This is a genomic window from Alkalispirillum mobile (assembly GCF_003664325.1).
Taxonomy (GTDB): domain Bacteria; phylum Pseudomonadota; class Gammaproteobacteria; order Nitrococcales; family Halorhodospiraceae; genus Alkalilimnicola; species Alkalilimnicola mobilis.
Map to the genome: position 1 here is coordinate 99,433 of NZ_RCDA01000001.1, position 17,747 is coordinate 117,179.

Annotated in this window: 19 protein-coding genes; 18 read left to right on the forward strand and 1 reads right to left on the reverse strand. The window is 66.3% G+C overall.

Annotation, left to right across the window (positions count from 1 at the left end):
* Positions 1 to 13: 13 nt before the first annotated feature.
* The 9 genes from DFR31_RS00460 to DFR31_RS00500 all read left to right on the forward strand — a co-directional run bounded on the left by DFR31_RS00460 (position 14) and on the right by DFR31_RS00500 (position 9,069).
* Positions 14 to 658, forward strand: a complete 645-nt coding sequence (locus DFR31_RS00460) for a phosphoribosylanthranilate isomerase (protein WP_121440709.1) — start codon at positions 14 to 16, stop codon at positions 656 to 658.
* A complete protein-coding gene (trpB, locus tag DFR31_RS00465; RefSeq protein ID WP_121440710.1) occupies positions 639 to 1,874 on the forward strand; it encodes a tryptophan synthase subunit beta in 1,236 nt (411 codons plus the stop codon). The genes DFR31_RS00460 and trpB overlap by 20 nt, the downstream gene beginning before the upstream one ends.
* A complete protein-coding gene (gene trpA, locus DFR31_RS00470) occupies positions 1,871 to 2,695 on the forward strand; it encodes a tryptophan synthase subunit alpha (RefSeq protein ID WP_121440711.1) in 825 nt (274 codons plus the stop codon). The genes trpB and trpA overlap by 4 nt, the downstream gene beginning before the upstream one ends.
* Positions 2,692 to 3,609 carry an acetyl-CoA carboxylase, carboxyltransferase subunit beta gene (accD, locus tag DFR31_RS00475; RefSeq protein ID WP_121440712.1) on the forward strand — a complete coding sequence of 306 codons (918 nt, stop codon included), beginning with the start codon at positions 2,692 to 2,694 and terminating at the stop codon, positions 3,607 to 3,609. Before trpA ends, accD begins: the two co-directional genes overlap by 4 nt.
* 1 nt (position 3,610) lies before the next feature.
* Positions 3,611 to 4,918, forward strand: a complete 1,308-nt coding sequence (folC, locus tag DFR31_RS00480) for a bifunctional tetrahydrofolate synthase/dihydrofolate synthase (RefSeq protein WP_170153552.1) — start codon at positions 3,611 to 3,613, stop codon at positions 4,916 to 4,918.
* A 31-nt stretch (positions 4,919 to 4,949) separates the two neighbouring features.
* The gene (locus tag DFR31_RS00485) at positions 4,950 to 5,636 is read left to right on the forward strand and encodes an SPOR domain-containing protein (RefSeq protein WP_121440714.1); all 687 of its coding nucleotides are present in this window, start codon (positions 4,950 to 4,952) and stop codon (positions 5,634 to 5,636) included.
* Positions 5,637 to 5,713: 77 nt separating this feature from the next.
* Positions 5,714 to 6,307, forward strand: coding sequence for a CvpA family protein (locus DFR31_RS00490; RefSeq protein ID WP_121440715.1), 594 nt, complete (start codon positions 5,714 to 5,716; stop codon positions 6,305 to 6,307).
* 19 nt (positions 6,308 to 6,326) lie between these two features.
* The gene (gene purF, locus DFR31_RS00495; RefSeq protein ID WP_121440716.1) at positions 6,327 to 7,841 is read left to right on the forward strand and encodes an amidophosphoribosyltransferase; all 1,515 of its coding nucleotides are present in this window, start codon (positions 6,327 to 6,329) and stop codon (positions 7,839 to 7,841) included.
* 7 nt (positions 7,842 to 7,848) lie between these two features.
* Positions 7,849 to 9,069 (forward strand): O-succinylhomoserine sulfhydrylase, encoded by a 1,221-nt coding sequence (locus tag DFR31_RS00500; RefSeq protein WP_121440717.1) that lies wholly within the window; start codon positions 7,849 to 7,851, stop codon positions 9,067 to 9,069.
* A 30-nt stretch (positions 9,070 to 9,099) separates the two neighbouring features.
* Here DFR31_RS00500 and suhB read toward each other — a convergent pair whose 3' ends face one another.
* Complete coding sequence (suhB, locus tag DFR31_RS00505; RefSeq protein ID WP_121440718.1) at positions 9,100 to 9,900, reverse strand: inositol-1-monophosphatase; 801 nt, start codon at positions 9,898 to 9,900, stop codon at positions 9,100 to 9,102.
* A gap of 136 nt (positions 9,901 to 10,036) precedes the next feature.
* Here suhB and DFR31_RS00510 point away from each other — a divergent pair, with 136 nt between their 5' ends.
* The 9 genes from DFR31_RS00510 to DFR31_RS00550 all read left to right on the forward strand — a co-directional run bounded on the left by DFR31_RS00510 (position 10,037) and on the right by DFR31_RS00550 (position 17,735).
* Positions 10,037 to 10,798 (forward strand): RNA methyltransferase, encoded by a 762-nt coding sequence (locus DFR31_RS00510; RefSeq protein WP_121440719.1) that lies wholly within the window; start codon positions 10,037 to 10,039, stop codon positions 10,796 to 10,798.
* Positions 10,799 to 10,944: 146 nt separating this feature from the next.
* The gene (gene cysE / locus DFR31_RS00515; protein WP_245971051.1) at positions 10,945 to 11,808 is read left to right on the forward strand and encodes a serine O-acetyltransferase; all 864 of its coding nucleotides are present in this window, start codon (positions 10,945 to 10,947) and stop codon (positions 11,806 to 11,808) included.
* 116 nt (positions 11,809 to 11,924) lie between these two features.
* On the forward strand, positions 11,925 to 12,251 hold the full coding sequence (locus DFR31_RS00520; protein WP_121440720.1) for a HesB/IscA family protein: 327 nt from the start codon (positions 11,925 to 11,927) through the stop codon (positions 12,249 to 12,251).
* Between the two features lie 176 nt (positions 12,252 to 12,427).
* Positions 12,428 to 12,853, forward strand: coding sequence for a nucleoside-diphosphate kinase (gene ndk, locus DFR31_RS00525; protein WP_121440721.1), 426 nt, complete (start codon positions 12,428 to 12,430; stop codon positions 12,851 to 12,853).
* 34 nt (positions 12,854 to 12,887) lie between these two features.
* Entirely contained in the window at positions 12,888 to 13,970 is a 1,083-nt protein-coding gene (gene rlmN / locus DFR31_RS00530; RefSeq protein ID WP_121440722.1) for a dual-specificity RNA methyltransferase RlmN, read from the forward strand.
* Positions 13,967 to 14,719, forward strand: coding sequence for a type IV pilus biogenesis/stability protein PilW (gene pilW / locus DFR31_RS00535; RefSeq protein ID WP_121440723.1), 753 nt, complete (start codon positions 13,967 to 13,969; stop codon positions 14,717 to 14,719). The genes rlmN and pilW overlap by 4 nt, the downstream gene beginning before the upstream one ends.
* Before the next feature lie 3 nt (positions 14,720 to 14,722).
* Positions 14,723 to 15,736, forward strand: coding sequence for a RodZ domain-containing protein (locus tag DFR31_RS00540; protein WP_121440724.1), 1,014 nt, complete (start codon positions 14,723 to 14,725; stop codon positions 15,734 to 15,736).
* 77 nt (positions 15,737 to 15,813) lie between these two features.
* The gene (hisS, locus tag DFR31_RS00545) at positions 15,814 to 17,103 is read left to right on the forward strand and encodes a histidine--tRNA ligase (protein WP_121440725.1); all 1,290 of its coding nucleotides are present in this window, start codon (positions 15,814 to 15,816) and stop codon (positions 17,101 to 17,103) included.
* A 2-nt stretch (positions 17,104 to 17,105) separates the two neighbouring features.
* A complete protein-coding gene (locus tag DFR31_RS00550) occupies positions 17,106 to 17,735 on the forward strand; it encodes a YfgM family protein (protein WP_121440726.1) in 630 nt (209 codons plus the stop codon).
* The last annotated feature ends 12 nt before the right edge of the window (positions 17,736 to 17,747 follow it).

The following is a 17,747-nucleotide window of genomic DNA, read 5'->3' on the forward strand; positions in this document are numbered from 1 at the left end:
ATACGCGATAATTGTGAGCGCCAAAAGCTTTCGAACCCGAGTAAAGATCTGTGGGGTCACCCGCCCTGAACACGCCCGCGATGCCGCCCACCTGGGCGCTGATGCCGTGGGGCTGGTCTTTCACGAGCGCAGCCCCAGGGCGGTGGATCGCGCCACGGCGCAAGCCGTCATCGACGCGCTGCCCCCGTTCGTGACCGTGGTTGCCCTGTTCCAGGACCCCCAGGCGGCTTTCGTGCGCCAGGTGCTAAGCGAACTGCGCATCGACCTCCTGCAGTTCCATGGCGATGAGGCCCCCGAGTTCTGCGAAGGATTCCATCGGCGGTACATCAAGGCCATCCCGATGGGCGAGTCGGGGGACCCGAAGGCTTGGGTGGCCCGTTACCCCTCCGCGGTGGGGTTCCTTCTGGACAGCCATAGCCGCGGCACCAGTGGCGGCAGCGGCGAGGTGTTCGACTGGGCTCGGGTGCCCCATGATGCCGGCGTCCCTTTGATCATGGCCGGTGGGCTGAGCCCGGATAACGTGGGCGATGCCGTCAAACAGGCTCGACCGTTCGCGGTGGACGTGAGCTCGGGGGTCGAATCGGCTCCCGGCGTGAAGGACCCGCAGCTCATGGCCGCATTCATCAACGAGGTGAGCAATGTCCACCAAGCCGACTGATGTGATCGAACGCATTCCGGGGTTCGACCGTTACCCCGACGAGACGGGGCACTTCGGGCCCTATGGAGGCCGCTTTGTCTCCGAGACCCTTATGGCCCCATTGGATGAGCTGGCGCGGGCCTACGAGCATTTCCGCAACGACCCGGAGTTCCTGGCGGAAATCGATCGCGACCTGCAGGACTTTGTGGGTCGCCCGACGCCGCTCTACCTGGCGGAGCGCTGGAGCAGCCGGGTGGGGGGCGCGCGCATCTACTTCAAGCGCGAGGATCTCAACCACACCGGTGCGCACAAGATCAACAACACCGTCGGCCAGGCGCTGTTGGCGAAACGCATGGGCAAGCCGCGGGTGATCGCCGAGACCGGTGCCGGCCAGCACGGCGTGGCTAGCGCCACTGTGGCCGCGCGCCTGGGCATGCAGTGCGTGGTCTACATGGGTGCCGACGATGTCAAACGCCAGTCGGTCAACGTCTTTCGCATGCGCTTGCTGGGCGCTGAGGTGCGCGCCGTGGACGGCGGCACCCGGACCCTCAAGGACGCGCTCAACGAGGCCATGCGCGACTGGGTGGCCAACGTGGATGATACCTTCTACATCATCGGCACCGTGGCAGGCCCCCACCCCTATCCGATGATGGTCCGCGATTTTCAATCCGTTATCGGGCGGGAAACGCGCCGGCAGATGCTGGAGCGCGAGGGCCGGCTGCCCGACGCCCTGGTGGCCTGCGTCGGTGGGGGCTCCAATGCCATCGGCCTGTTCCATCCCTTCCTGGCGGACCAGTCCGTTGCCATCTACGGCGTCGAGGCCGGCGGTGAGGGCGTGGAGACCGGACGCCACGCCGCTCCGCTCTGTAAAGGCCGTTCCGGGGTGCTGCACGGTAACCGCACCTACCTGATGATGAACGAATCGGGGCAGATCCAGGGCACGCACTCGATCTCCGCCGGGCTGGACTACCCCGGAGTGGGACCGGAGCACGCCTGGTTGAAGGACTCCGGCCGTGCCCAGTACGTCAGCGTCACCGATGACGAGGCGCTGCAGGCGTTCCACGAGGTCACCCGCTGCGAGGGCATCATGCCCGCGCTGGAGACGGCCCACGGTTTGGCCTATGCACGCAAGCTGGCCGCCGAGATGAGCCCGGAACAGAGCATCGTGGTGAACCTGTCGGGCCGGGGTGACAAGGACATCGCCACCGTGGCCGACCTGGAGGGTATCGAGCTATGAATCGCCTGGAAAAGCGTATGACCGACTGCCGCAAGGCCGGCCGGAAGGCTTTGATTCCCTACATCACCGCCGGTGACCCGGCACCGGAGCATACGGTGGGCATCATGCACGCGCTGGTGCGGGCCGGTGCCGACATCATCGAACTGGGCGTGCCTTTTTCCGACCCGATGGCCGACGGCCCGGTCATCCAGGCGGCGTGCGAGCGCGCCCTCGTGCACGGGACCACCCTGCGCGATGTCCTGGAGATGGTCCGCCAGTTCCGTGAGGAGGACGACCAGACCCCTGTGGTCCTGATGGGTTACATGAACCCCATCGAGTACCTGGGGCCGGAGGTGTTCGCCGAGGAGGCGGCCGCCGCCGGTGTGGACGGTGTGTTGACGGTGGACCTGCCGCCGGAAGAGGGCGGGGCGTTCACCCAGGCTTACGAGAGCGAGGGGCTCTCCCCCATTTTCCTGGTGGCACCCACCACCGCGCCGGAACGCCTGGAGGCCATTTGCGGGGCTGCCAGGGGCTTCATTTATTACGTTGCCATCAAGGGCGTCACCGGTTTCGCCGACCTGGACGTCGACGACATCCGGCGCCGAGTGGCGACGGTGAAGGCCCGGACCGACCTCCCGGTGGGAGTGGGTTTCGGGATCCGGGATGCGGACAGTGCGGCACGCATAGGGGCGTTGGCGGACGCCATTATTGTCGGTAGTGCGCTGGTCAAGCGCATCGCCGAGCATGCGGACGAGCCGGAACGGATCGCACCGGAGTTGGAAGAGGCGCTGGGTGCCATGCGCCAGGCCCTGGACGGGGTGGCGGAGGAGGTAACGTCGTGAGCTGGTTCCAGAAGCTGATGCCTTCGCGGATCCGCACCGAGGCCACGGAGCGAAGCCGCAGCGTACCGGAGGGGCTGTGGACCAAGTGCGGCCACTGTGACGCTGTGCTCTACCGACCGGAGCTGGAGCGGAACCAGGAGGTCTGCCCCAAGTGTGGCGATCACATGCGAATCGGTGCGCGCCAGCGCCTGGAATGGCTGTTGGATGCCGAGGACCGGCATGAAATCGGTTCCGAGGTGCAGCCGGTGGATGCCCTGCGCTTCCGCGACAGCAAGAAGTACAAGGACCGGCTGGCCCAGGCGCAAAAGGCGACCGGGGAGCGGGACGCCTTGGTCGCCATGCAGGGGCGGCTCAAGGGGATGCCCGTGGTCGCGGTGGCCTTTGAGTTCTCCTTCATGGGCGGGTCGATGGGCTCGGTGGTCGGCGAGCGTTTCGTGCGGGCCGCCGAAACGGCGTTGGAGCAGGGCGTGCCGCTGATCTGCTTCTCCGCCAGCGGCGGTGCGCGGATGCAGGAGGGGCTCTTCTCCCTCATGCAGATGGCCAAGACCAGCGCGGTGCTGGCCCGGCTGTCGGAATCGGGTGTCCCGTTCATTTCGGTGCTCACCGACCCGACCATGGGCGGGGTTTCCGCCAGTCTCGCAATGCTTGGCGACCTGGTAGTCGCCGAGCCGGACGCACTGATTGGCTTCGCAGGACCGCGCGTGATCGAACAGACCGTGCGCGAGACCCTGCCGGAAGGCTTCCAGCGGAGTGAGTTCCTGTTGGAGCATGGCGCCATCGATCAAATCATCGACCGCCGTGAAATGGCCGAGCGTCTGCACGCCATCCTCAGCATGCTGACCCATCAGACGCCACTGCCTGCCACGGATGCGCCTGAGCCCACCGCCGACGAGGTGGCGGAGCACTGGGACTGATATGGCGGACCCCTGTGCCCCGGAACGTACGCCGGCGGCCGCCCGCTGGGGCCTCGCCGACTGGCTGCGCTGGCAGGAGGGCCTGAGCCCGGTGGAGATCAACCCGGGCTTGGACCGGGTTCAGGAGGTCGGCTCGCGGTTGGGTGTGCTGAACCCGGCCTGCCCGGTCATCACGGTGGCCGGGACCAACGGCAAGGGGTCCACGACTGCGTACCTCGAGGCGATCCTCAACGCGGCCGGTTACCGCACCGCGGTCTACACCTCGCCCCACCTTCTGCGTTACAACGAACGGATCCGGGTGGCCGGCGAGGCGGTTCATGACGAGATCATCACTGCCGCCTTTCAGTGGGTGGACCGAGCCCGTGAAGGGGTGCCCCTGACCTATTTTGAGTTCGGTACCCTGGCTGCATTGAGCGTGTTCGCCGCCGCGGATTGCGATGTCTGGCTACTCGAAGTAGGTATGGGCGGGCGGCTGGACGCGGTCAACGCGGTGGACCCTGACCTGGCTATCATTACCAGTATCGGCGTGGACCACACCGAATGGCTCGGTAATGACCGCGAGCAGATCGGTGCCGAAAAGGCCGGTATCATGCGTCCGGGCCGGCCGGTCTGCCTGGGCCAGGCGAAACCGCCGCTAAGCGTGCGCCACCGGGCCCGGGAATTGAACGCGCCCGTGGTGGCGGCCGGGGTGGATTTCCGCTGGCGCAAGCAACCCCAGGGCTGGGACTGGATCAGCATCGAGAAACGCATCAATGACCTGCCGCTCCCCGCGTTGGCCGGCGACGTGCAGATCGACAACGCCGCTGCCGCTATCGCCGGCCTGAGGCAACTGTCCGGGCGGCTGCCCGTTGACCGCTGGGCCATCACCCGGGGGCTGCGCAGCGCACGATTGCCGGGCCATATGGAACGCCTCCACGTGGATGGCGTGGAGTGGCTGTTCGATGTAGCCCATAACGAGGACAGCGCGCGCGTGCTGGCGGAGACGCTGCGCTCCGAACCCCTGGCCGGGCAGGTGATCGCGGTATTCGCCGCCATGAAACGGAAGGCCCTGCCCGGTATCCTCGACGCCATGCACGGGGTGATCGACCAATGGCTGTTACCCGAGCTGGCGGACGAGCAGGCACAGCCGCCAAACGTCATTGCCCGGGCGCTGGAGCAGCGCCGCGGTAGCGGGAGCGTGAAGGTCGGCAGCCTGACCGAGACATTGGAACGACTGCGCCGACGTGCGCGCCCGGCGGACCGGGTTGTGGTATTCGGCTCCTACCGGACGGTCGAGGCCGTGATGCGGGCGCGCCGTCTTTGTGATTGAGCCCTGGCCGACGAGCGGGAGAGGGATAGACTTGGAACAGCACATCAAGCACCGCCTGGCCGGCGCTGTCATCCTGGTGGCGCTTGCAGTCATCATCCTGCCCTGGTTGTTCAGTGGCAACGGTGAGCACAGTGAGCTGGATATGCCCCTGGACATTCCGCCGGCACCGGAGGTGAGCGAGGTGCCGGTACCGGAAGCCCGGGATGGGGAGGCGCCGGTGGAGGCGCCGCGCCCGGAGCCCTTGCCGGAGCCGGAGCTGCCCGCTGAGGAAGAGTTGGCAGCGCCCCGGTCCGACGAGCCCGATGAGACGCCGGCCGAGCCGGAGGCCGAAGAGCCGCCCGTCTCAGAGCCGGAACCCGAGCCCGTGCCCGATGTGGCCGAGCCGGAGCCTGAAGCCGCGCCCGAGCCGGAACCGGAGCCGGAAGTGACCGAGGAGCCCCGGACCACGGAAGAGGGGCTCGACATCATCCCACCCGACCGCGGCGACTGGGTGGTCCAGGTGGGCAGCTTCGGCAACCTGGAAAACGCCCTGGGCTTCCGGGACCGCCTGCGTGAGGACGGCCTGGAGGTGTTCGCCGACCGGGTCGATACCGAGGCGGGCCGGACGTTCTACCGGGTACGGGTGGGGCCGATGGAGACCCGCGAGGAGGCGCAGCGGATGCTGGATCGCCTGGAGGAGGAGCAGGGGTTGGAGGGTCTGGTGGCTGGCCACCCGTGAGCGGCGCGCGCGCTTTCTCCAACCGCTACGCTTTGGTAATATTCACCGCCTTTCGGCGGTGCGGCGCGGGGCCGTGAATGAATTGGCTTGATATCGCCATCTTGGGCGTCGTCGGTGTTTCGGCGCTGCTCAGCCTGATCCGGGGCCTGTCCCGGGAAGTTGTCTCCCTGCTCGCCTGGGTGCTGGCCATCTGGGCTGGGCTGGTGTTGGCTGCCCCCGCATCGGAATTCCTGTCCTCCTGGATCGATTCCCCCACGCTGCGGCTTGGCGCGGCCTTTGTGGGGGTCTTCGTGTTGGTGCTGCTGGTCGGCGCCCTGGTCAACCTGCTCATCGGTAAACTGGTCGGCGCAACCGGCTTTTCCGGGACCGATCGCCTGCTCGGGATGATCTTTGGCGTGCTGCGCGGACTGGTGGTGGTCGCCCTGGTGATGCTCATCCTGGGACTGAGCCCGATGCCGCAAGAGCGGGTCTGGCAGGAGTCGGTGATGATCCAGGGCATGGAGCCCTGGGTCTGCCGGGTCGGCGCCGACGGCTGGATGGACCGGCTGCTGGCACTGGGTGGCCCCGACGAGGCGCTGTTGCCGGAAGAGACGTATTGGCAAACCTATTGCGCGGGTGACGAGCCGGGCATCCCGCCCGCCGATGCCGTGATCGTCCCCGAGGAAATCTGAACCGAGAGGTACTTGCTCCATGTGTGGCGTGATTGGAATGGTGGCCCGGGAGCCGGTCAACCAGGCTTTGTATGACGGACTGACCGTGCTGCAGCACCGGGGGCAGGACGCTGCCGGCATCATGACTTACGACAACGGCCACCTGCACCTGCGCAAGGACAAGGGGCTGGTGCGCGATGTGTTTCGCACGCGTCACATGCAGCAGCTGGCCGGCAACATGGGGATCGGCCACGTCCGGTACCCCACTGCCGGGTGTGACACTTCGGCCGAGGCACAGCCCTTCTATGTCAACAGCCCCTACGGCATTTCGCTGGCGCACAACGGTAACCTGATCAATGCCGAAGAGCTAAAGCGCGAGCTGTTCCTTTCCGACCTGCGTCACATCAACACCTCGTCCGATTCCGAGATCCTGCTCAATGTCCTCGCCCACGAGCTGGGCCGTAGTGGAAAGATGCGGATTACCCCGGACGACATCTTTGACGCCGTGGGCGAGGTGCACCGGCGCTGCAAGGGCGCCTACGGCGTGGTCTCGATGATCAATGGCTACGGCATCCTCGGCTTCCGCGATCCCAACGGCATCCGGCCGATCTGCTTCGGGGAGCGCACCACGGACATGGGCAAGGAGTACATCATTGCCTCCGAGAGCGTGGCGCTGGACGTGCTCGGCTTTACCCGGGTGCGCGATATTGCGCCGGGGGAGGCGGTATTCATCGACATGGACGGGGTGCTGCATACCCGGCAGTGCGCGGAAAACCCGGTGTATTCCCCCTGCATCTTCGAGTACGTCTACCTGGCCCGGCCCGACACCATCATCGACGAGGTGGCAGTCTACAAATCACGGCTGCGGATGGGCGAGAAACTGGCCGGCAAGGTGGAGCGTGAATGGCCGGACCACGACATCGATGTGGTGATCCCCATCCCCGATACTAGCCGTACCGTGGCACTGGAGATGGCCAATCACATGGGGGTCAAGTACCGCGAGGGGTTCATCAAGAACCGTTACATCGGCCGCACCTTCATCATGCCGGGGCAGACCCTGCGCAAGAAGTCCGTTCGCCAGAAGCTGAACCCCATTCACCTGGAGTTCAAGGACAAGAACGTGCTGTTGGTGGACGACTCCATCGTGCGGGGCACCACCTGCCAGCAGCTGGTGCAGATGGCCCGTGATGCCGGGGCGAAGAACGTTTACTTTGCCTCGGCGGCCCCACCGGTGCGCCACCCCAACGTCTACGGTATCGATATGCCCTCCGCCGAGGAGCTGATTGCCCACAATCGCACGGTGGACCAGATCGCTGCGGTGATCGGGGCAGACCGGCTGATATTCCAGGACCTGGATGATCTGAAGGACGCCGTCCACTATGGCAACCGACGCATCGACCGTTTTGACTGCTCCTGCTTCGACGGGGAGTACGTGACCGGGGGCGTGGATAGTGACTATCTGGAGGGGCTGCAGGCGGAGCGCGGCGATGATGCGCGGGGCAAGCGGAAGGCCTCTGCCGAGGCGGGCGCCGTAAGCCTGCACAACCACCGCTGAGGCCGCCATGAGCGACAACCAACTGCCCAAAGAGGACCCGCGTCACCCCGGCAATTGGGCCGCCGCCACGCGGGCGGTGCGCGCCGGCCAGACCCGGGGGCTGGAACAGGAGCAGAGCGAGCCGATCTACGCCAGCTCCAGCTTTACCTACCGGAGCGCCGCCGAGGCGGCGGCCCGCTTCTCCGGCGAGAGCCCCGGAAACATCTATTCCCGCTTCACCAACCCCACGGTGCGCACCTTCGAGGAACGGCTGGCCGCCCTGGAGGGTGCGGAGGCCTGCGTGGCCACGGCCTCGGGCATGTCGGCGGTGCTGGCCAGCACCCTCGGGCTGCTGCGGGCGGGTGACCATATCGTGGCTTCCAGCGGGCTCTTTGGTGCCACGGCCTCGCTGTTCGCCAACTATCTACCGCGCTACGGCATCGAGGTGACCGTCGTCCCGCTGACCGATGTGCAGGCCTGGCGGGACGCCGTTCGCCCCGAGACCCGCATGCTCTTCCTGGAGACGCCCTCCAACCCGCTGACCGAGGTGGCGGATATTGCGGCCCTGGCTGACGTGGCCCATGAGCACGACGCGCTGCTGGCCGTGGACAACTGCTTCTGCACCCCGGCGTTGCAGCGGCCCCTGGATTTGGGCGCGGACCTGATCATCCACTCCGCGACCAAGTATCTGGACGGGCAGGGCCGGTGCGTGGGTGGGGCGGTCTGCGGTGATGCCAAGACTGTGGGTGAACAGGTGTTCGGGTTCCTGCGCACGGCCGGCCCGAGCATGAGCCCGTTCAATGCCTGGGTGTTCCTCAAGGGGTTGGAAACCCTGGACCTGCGGATGCAGGCCCACTGTCGCAGCGCCGGAGTGCTGGCCGAGTGGCTGGCTGCCCACCCGGCGGTGGAGCGAGTGCATTACCCGGGCCTCGGCAACCACCCGCAGCACGAGCTGGCGGCGCGTCAGCAATCCGCCTTTGGCGGGATCGTCAGCTTCGAGGTGCTGGGGGGCCGGGAGGCCGCCTGGAAGGTCATCGACAACACCCGGTTGCTCTCCATTACCGCCAACCTGGGTGACGCGAAGAGCACCATCACCCATCCGGCCACCACGACCCACGGCCGCAATACGCCGGAACAACGCGCGGCGGCCGGCATCAAGGAATCGTTGGTGCGTATTTCGGTGGGCCTGGAGGCTGTGGTGGATATCCGCGCCGACCTGGAGGCGGCATTGGCCCCGCTGAAGGCTTGATCCGCAGGCACAGGCCGGGGCGGCGGTACCTCAGCCGCCCATGGTCTCGCTGTTGTAATGGGGCCGGATGGTCCGTAACAGGTCAGCGAAGAGCTTGGGGTTGCCGGCCACGATGTGTCCGGTCTGCATGTGGTTCTCGCCCCCGGTGACATCACCCACCAGGCCACCGGCCTCTTTCACCATCAGGGCGCCGGCCGCCATATCCCAGGGCTGCAGGCCCAGCTCCCAGAACCCGTCCAGCCGGCCGGCGGCCACGTAGGCCAGGTCCAGCGCCGCGGACCCCGCCCGGCGGAGGTCGGAGGCGCGCCCGCTCACATCCCGGAACATGTCCAGGTAGGGGTTGAGCAGGTGCTGGTTCTTGAAGGGGAAGCCGGTACCGAGCAGCGCTCCGTCGATGGTCTTTGCGCGGGTGACGCGCAGGCGGCGGCCGTCCAGCTGGCAACCGGCGCCGCGGCGGGCGGTGAACAGCTCCTGGCGCAGCGGGTCGTAGATAACCCCGGACTCCAGGCGGCCGCGATGGCGCAGGGCGATGGAGACTGCGTAGTGGGGGAAGCCGTGGAGGAAGTTGGTGGTGCCGTCCAGCGGGTCGATGACCCACTCGAAGTCGGCCTCGCCGTGGCTGCCCGACTCCTCGCCGAGGATGGCGTGGTCCGGGTAGGCGCGGCGCAGAATGTGGATGATCTGCTCCTCGGCCATGCGATCCACATCGCTGACGAAGTCGTTGCGGCCCTTGTTGTCCACCTGGACGCGGTCCAGACGGTCGAGGTTGCGTACAATAACGTCGCCGGCGGCCCGAGCGGCCCGGACGGCCATGTTTACCGTTGCGTGCATGGTGGTCTTCGCTAGCCAGGATGGGTGGGTCTGGATCGGTGGACCGCTCAACGGCGGTCAGACGCCGCGAAGCATAACAGGAAACCCGCCCGGGCTGTACCGCCGGCCCTTTCACAGCGGACCTTATGGGAGTGGGATGACGCCTTCTAACCTCAGAATTGTGCTGGTGGGCACCAGCCATCCGGGTAATATCGGCTCGGTTGCCCGGGCCATGAAGACCATGGGGCTGAACCGGCTGGAGTTGGTCGCCCCGGAGTGTGATTTTCCGCATGAGCAGGCCACTGCCAACGCCTCCCGGGCCGACGACGTGCTGGAGGGCGCAGGGCGGCACGCGTCACTGGACAGCGCGCTGGCCGGTTGCGGCCTGGTCATGGGTCTTTCCGCACGGCCGCGACGGATCACCAGCGCCGAGGTGCTGGATGTGCGCGAGGCGGGCCGCCGGGTGGTCACCGAAGCGGCCGAACGGCCGGTGGCGATGCTCTTCGGCCGGGAGCGCTCGGGCCTGACCAATGCCGAACTGGATCGCTGCCAGGCACTGGTGCACATTCCGGCCAATCCCGATTACAGCTCCTTGAACCTTGCCGCGGCGGTCCAGGTGGTCTGCCACGAGGTCAACATGGCGCTGGGCGCACAGGTGGTCACCCCGGATCGCCTGCCGGCCAGTGCGCAGGACATGGAATACTTCTATGAGCACCTGGCCCGGGTTGCGGACAAGGTGGACTTCCTGCGCAAGCACAACCCGGAGATCCTGATGAGACGCCTGCGCCAGCTCTTCTACCGGGCCGCACCCGATGACCATGAGCTGCAGATGCTGCGCGGCCTGTTGGCCAACGTGGAAAAGCGCCTGCCTGAGCTGCCGCAGGCCGGGGAGAGGCAAGCCCGCGGGGGTGGTGATTAAACCTTCCGGGGGGCGTAAACTAGGACACATGACTCAGCTTTATGCCTACTCGTACCGATGTAGCAGCGGGTCGGTCGGCACCTGACCGGCCGGCGCCGGCCCCCCGTTCTGTAACCCCGCCATTCACCCGACAGAGCTGACTGTCCATGTTCAAACGGATCAGAGAGGACATCCGCTGCGTCATGGACCGCGACCCGGCGGCCCGTAACGCGTTCGAGGTGCTGACCACCTACCCTGGGCTGCACGCACTGATCTTTCACCGCTGCAACCACTGGCTCTGGGGCAAGGGGCTGCGCTGGCCGGCCAGGTTCTTTTCCACCATCGCCCGCTGGCTGACCGGCATCGAGATCCACCCGGGTGCACGGATCGGTCGACGCTTCTTTATCGACCACGGGATGGGGGTGGTGATCGGCGAAACCGCCGAGGTGGGCGATGACGTCACCCTCTACCACGGCGTGACACTGGGCGGTACCAGTTGGGAAAAGGGCAAGCGCCATCCAACGCTCGGCGACGATGTGGTGGTCGGCGCCGGCGCCAAGATTCTCGGCCCGATCAGTGTCGGCAGTGGCGCCCGGGTGGGGTCAAATGCCGTGGTCCTGCGCGATGTACCGGAGGGCGCCACCATGGTGGGTATACCCGCGCGGGTGGCGGGTGTCCGGCCCACGCCCGACAGCGCCGAGGACAAACGGCGGGCCGCGGTGGCACGCAAGATCGGCTTTGACGCCTACGGCACCACCGATATGCCCGATCCGGTGGCCAATGCCGTCAACGCCATCCTCGACCACATTCATGTCACCGATGCGCGCCTGGAGCAGATGTGCCAGGCCATCCGCGGCATGGGCGGCGATGTGGAAGACAGCCGCATCCCCGATGTGGAGGTCGAGGAACTGGATTGCGGCAAATCGGAGCGCGAGGCAGAGGTGACTGATGGCGCCCGGAAACCCGGCGCGAGTTCCGATCATGCCAGCGACGCGGCAGATGCACGGTTCCGCGACCGGACCGGCTCCTGAGCTGGCCGCTGCGCAGCAGGGAACTCGATCCCGGTTCCGGTAATCAGTATCATTAGCCGATGAATCCCGCAGGCCCGGCGTGTTGCTTCGCCCGGGCAAGCCAATGGAGGCAAACCATGGCAAATATCCGTCTCACTGACACTGCAGTCCGCCACGTCAAAGATTATCTGGCCCGTCATGAGGGCGGTGTCGGTCTGCGTCTGGGCGTGAAGACCACGGGCTGCTCGGGCTTTGCCTACACGGTCGACTACGCCGAGAGCGTCGAAGAGACCGATGAGGTGATCGAGCAGGATGGCATCAAGCTGCTGATCAGCCGGAAAAGCCTGCCCTTTCTGGAAGGCACCGAGGTGGACTTCATCCGCGAAGGCCTCAACCACCGCTTCGATTTCCGCAACCCCAACGTGAAAGACACCTGCGGCTGCGGCGAGAGTTTCACGGTCTGAGTCCGGTTGCCCCGCGGGGTGGTCAGGCAAATTGCCCGGTACCCGGTCAGCAGGTACACTTGCGCGAGTCGCGCGGGACGGCCCGCCGGCTCGGGCGGCCGTGGTGCACCGCAAGCGGTCATCCCCGCCAGTCCATCCCAACCTTCAATCCCTGACAGATACACTGGAGTCCTTGCATGGCAGTGGAACGTACCCTCTCCATCATCAAGCCCGACGCCGTCGCCAAGAACGTCATCGGCGAGATCTACAACCGCTTTGAGAAGGCCGGCCTGAAGATTGTGGCAGCCCGCATGATCCATCTGAGCCGTGAGCAGGCGGAGGGTTTCTATGCCGTGCACAAGGAGCGCCCCTTCTTCAACGACCTGGTCGGCTTCATGATCTCCGGTCCGGTCATGGTCCAGGTGCTTGAGGGCGAAAACGCCATCGCCAAGAACCGCGAGATCATGGGCGCCACCAACCCGGCCGAGGCCGCCGCTGGCACCCTGCGTCACGACTACGCCGAAACCATCGACGCCAACGCCGTGCACGGTTCGGATGCGCCGGAGACCGCCAAGCAGGAAATCGAGTTCTTCTTCAAGGCCGATGAACTCTGCAGTCGCTGAAAAGGCGCAAACGCCGAAGGGCGGTGAGCAGCCCATGAACCTGCTGGATTTCGACCGGCAGGGGCTGAAAAGGCTTTTCGCTGACATGGGCGAAAAGCCTTTTCGCGCCACGCAGGTACTCAAGTGGGTGCACCAGCGCCGCGTGACCGGCTTCGAGGAGATGACCGATATCTCCAGGGCGCTGCGCGCGCGGCTGGCACAGCGCGTGTCGCTTCGCCTGCCCGAGGTCATCACCGAGCAGTTGTCCGAAGACGGCACCCGGAAATGGCTACTTCGCCTGGACGGTGGCCAGGCCATTGAGACGGTGTTTATCCCGGACAACGGGCGGGGCACGCTGTGTGTCTCATCGCAGGTGGGCTGCGCGCTGGACTGCACCTTCTGCTCCACCGCCCAGCAGGGCTTCAACCGCAACCTGAGCACGGCGGAGATCATAGGCCAGTACTACGTGGCCTATGATCAGCTCACCGGCACCGACGAGCACATCACCAATGTGGTGTTCATGGGCATGGGGGAGCCGCTGCTCAACATGGACGCGGTCATCCCCGCCGTCCGGTTGATGACCGACGACGACGCCTACGGGCTCTCCAAGCGCAAGGTGACGATCAGCACATCGGGCGTGGTCACCATGCTCGAGCGCATGCGCGAGGAGACCGACGTTAGCCTGGCGGTCTCCCTGCACGCGCCCAACAACGAGCTGCGCGACGAGCTGGTTCCGATCAACCGCAAGCACCCGCTGGAGCGGCTGATCCCGGCCTGCGCCGAGTACATCGCCGATAAACCCCACCGCCGGATCACCTGGGAGTACGTGATGCTGGATGGGGTGAACGACCAGGATCACCATGCCCACCAGTTGGCGGAGCTGCTGGGTGACATCCCCAGCAAGGTCAACCTGATCCCGTTCAATCCCTTCCCGGGGGCGCGGTATCAATGCAGCCCGCGGGGCCGGATCCTGCGTTTTGTCCGGATCCTGCAAAGCCACGGCCTGACCGTCACCACCCGCGTGACGCGTGGCCAGGATATCGACGGCGCCTGCGGGCAGTTGGTGGGTAAGGTCAAGGACCGGACCCGACGTCAGCAGCGCCTGGTCAGGCGTGAAATCCGCCAGGAGGGCCGATGACGAGGGTCTGGCAACTGTTGTTCGTCGCGCTGCTGGGCGCAACGCTGACGGCGTGTGGCACCACGGGCCAATCCAGCCGCGAGGGCAGCGAAAGGGCCGTGGAGATCAACACCGAGCTGGGGCTCGGCTACCTGCAGGAAGGCGAATACGAGGAGGCGGACCGTCGTCTCAAGCGGGCGTTGGACATGGACCGCCGCTATGCCCCGGCGCAAGCGGCGATGGCCCTGTTGCAGGAGCGACTCGGGGAGGAGGATGCCGCCGAACGGCACTACCGGCGTGCGGTCCGGCTGGACGGCGAAAGTTCCAGCACGCGCAACAACTTCGGGCGCTTTCTCTGCGAGCAGGGGGAGCTGGAGCGCGCCCTGGATCAATTCGATGCCGCGGTGGAAAACCCGCTCTACCGGACCCCTGAGATCCCGCTTACCAACGCGGGTGTCTGCCTGATGCGTGACGGCCAGAACGAGCGCGCCGAAGACTATTTTCTGGAGGCCTTGCGCGAGAACAGTCGCTTTGCTCCCGCGCTACTGCGCGTCGCCCAGTTGCGCTACGAGGCAGAGGATTATGAGGGTGCGCAGGATTACTTCACCCGTTACCGGGCGGAGGCTCAGCAAACCCCGGCCAGCCTGTGGTTGGGCGTCCGGTTGGCGCGGGAACTGGGCGATGCCGATGCGGAGGCCAGCTTCGGCTTAAGCCTGCGTAACCGGTTTCCCGACTCCCGGGAAGCCCGTCTTTACCGTGAGAGCCGCTGATACATGAGTTCAGACCACGACAGCCGGTTGGCCCCGAGTGCGGAAGACCGGCGCGGTTACCCGGAAGAAACGCCGGGACAACTGCTGGCCCGGGGGCGCGAGGCCCAGGGGCTTAGCCGTAAGGCGGCAGCCGACGCGCTTAACCTGCCGCTGAGGACGCTGGAGGCACTGGAGGCGGACGACTACGACAAGCTGCCTCCGCTCACCTTTGTAAAAGGCTATCTGCGGGCCTACGCCCAGCTGCTCGAGTTAGATCCCGAGCACCTCCGCGATGCCTTGAAACGACTGAACCTGGAGAACGCGGAGCCGCACGCCCCCCGGGACACCCCGGTACGGGAGGCCAAAGGGGTCGGGGTGGAGCGGTCGCCCGGCCGGCGACCTTGGCTGCTTGGGCTGAGCAGCGTGGCCGTGCTGGTCGCCGTCGGCGTTCTGGCTTGGCTCTGGCTGGTGGACAACGGTTTCTCGACCGGGACCCCATCCCAACCCACCGTCGCTGAGCCGGTGGAAGAGGTCGAAGGGCCGGAAGAGTCAGCGGAGGTCACTCCGGAGTCAAGCGAGATGGATGTCTCGGACGTCCCGGCAACAGAACCCGGGACGCTGGACGATCTCGCACAGGAAGAGGGGAGCGACCCGGCGGTCAGTGAAGAACCGGAGGCCGCCCCTGAGCCCGATGCACCGGCGGACACACCCGTGAGCGTGCCGGAGTTGGCCCTGGATGAGGAGGCGGCCCCCGCCGCTGATGACGGCGAAGCGGAGAATGGCCAGCCGGCGGCACAGCCCGAGGGGGCACTCGTGCTGCACATTTCCGGGAACACTTGGCTGGAAGTCAGGGACGCCTCCGGTGACCGGTTGATGGTAGGCAATTACTCCGGCGATGAGACGCACCACCTGGAAGGGGAGGCGCCCTACGCCCTGGTGATCGGCAACGCCGGGCAGGTCCGCGTGGAGTACGACGGTGAGTCTGTCGATCTGGGGCCCCACACCCGGGGCAACGTAGCCCGCTTGACTGTCCCTTAACGAACGAACGCCCAGTGGCCGGCCAGGCGAGAGCCCCTGCGGGCAGCGCGCCGCCGGCCTTTTTTCAGGAGGAACGCGTGGCGAAAGGTATACGAAGTATCCGCGGTTTCAGCGATATCCTGCCGGATCAGACCCCTTTGTGGCAGCACGTGGAAGCAACCATCAGGGGGACCCTGGAAGCGTATGGCTACCGCGAGATCCGCCTGCCGATCGTCGAGAAGACGGAACTGTTTAGCCGCTCCATCGGCGAGGTCACCGACATCGTCGAAAAGGAGATGTACACCTTTGACGACCGTAACGGCGACAGTCTGACCCTCCGCCCGGAGGGCACCGCCGGCTGTGTGCGGGCCGGGATCCAGAACGGCCTGTTCCACGGCGCCCAGCCGCGTCTTTGGTATGCCGGGCCGATGTTCCGGCACGAGCGGCCGCAGAAGGGGCGTTACCGTCAGTTTCACCAGATCGGGGCGGAGGTCTACGGTGAAACCGGTCCGGGGGTGGACGCCGAGATGATCCTGATGACCGCCCGACTGCTTAAACGGTTGGGTCTGGAAGATGTCCGCCTGGAGTTGAACACGCTGGGGACGGCCGAGGCGCGTGCCGCCCACCGGGAGGCGTTGGTGGCCTATCTTCAGGCCGAGGAGGGCCGCCTCGACGAGGACGCTAAGCGGCGCCTGCACACGAACCCACTTCGCATCCTGGACACCAAAAACCCGGAGATGCAGGATCTCGTCGAGGCGGCGCCCCGGCTCATGGATTACATGGACGACGCCTCACGGGAGCACTTCGAGGCGGTCTGTAGCGTTCTGGATCAGGCGGGTATCAGCTACCGGATCAATCCCCGGCTGGTGCGGGGGCTGGATTACTACAGCCGGACCGTCTTCGAGTGGATTACTGACCGCCTCGGTGCCCAGGGGACCGTGCTCGCGGGTGGGCGGTACGATACGCTGGTCGAACAGGTCGGCGGCAAGGCCACTCCGGCGGTGGGTTTCGCACTGGGGCTGGAGCGCCTGGTGTCGTTGCTCGAGGAGTCCGGGGGCGCGGGGCGCGCGAACGACCCGCACTGTTTCGTGGTCAGTACCGATAGCCTCAAAGCCCTGCCGCTGGTGGAGGCCCTGCGGGACCGCCTGCCTGCGCTTCGGCTGCAGATGCAGACGGACGGCGGCAGTTTCCGCAGCCAGTTCAAGCGTGCGGACCGCAGTGGGGCCGGCGTTGCCCTGGTGCTGGGCGACGAGGAGCTGGCAGGGCGGCGCTTTGGCGTGAAAGACCTGCGTGGGCAGGCCGAGCAGCAGGCGCTTGCCCTGGATGAACTGGAAGAATACCTGGCCCGGCGTTGGCCTGAACTGGCAGCAACAGAGGTGGTGGATTAGCAATGGCACGGCATCCCAGCGATGAGGAACAGTTAGAGGCCGTCAAGCGGTGGTGGCAGGAGAATGGCCGCTCTATCATCATCGGCCTGATCCTGGGCGCCGGTGCCGTGGGCGGCTGGTGGGGTTGGGGTGCCTGGCAGGAGCGGGCCGCCGTGGACGCCGCCAATGCCTATGCGGACTTCATGGCACCGGCCAACCAAGGGGAGTACGAGACAGCGGTCCGGCGCGGCGAACTTGTACTCGAGAATCACGGTCGTAGCCTGTATGCCACGATGGCGGCGCTGCAGCTGGGCGCACTGCACATGCAGGAGGGCGATCCGGCAGCGGCGGCCGAGAGCCTGCGCTGGGCAGCGGATAACGCCGACAGCGAGGCCATGCGCAGCTTGGCCCGGCTGCGGCTGGCGAGGGCGTTGGCGGCAGACGGCCAGCACGAGACAGCGCTGGAAAAGCTGGATAACGGTGGCGCCTATGCCGGCCAGATGGCGGAACTGCGTGCCGATATCCTGCTGGAGCTGGAGCGGGAGGACGAGGCCCGGTCAGCCTATCGCGCCGCGCTGAACCACGATGACATTTCTCCCACCCAGCGGGAACTGATCCAGATCAAGCTGGATGACCTGGGCAGCGGGGCGTGACGCCCCTGCTGC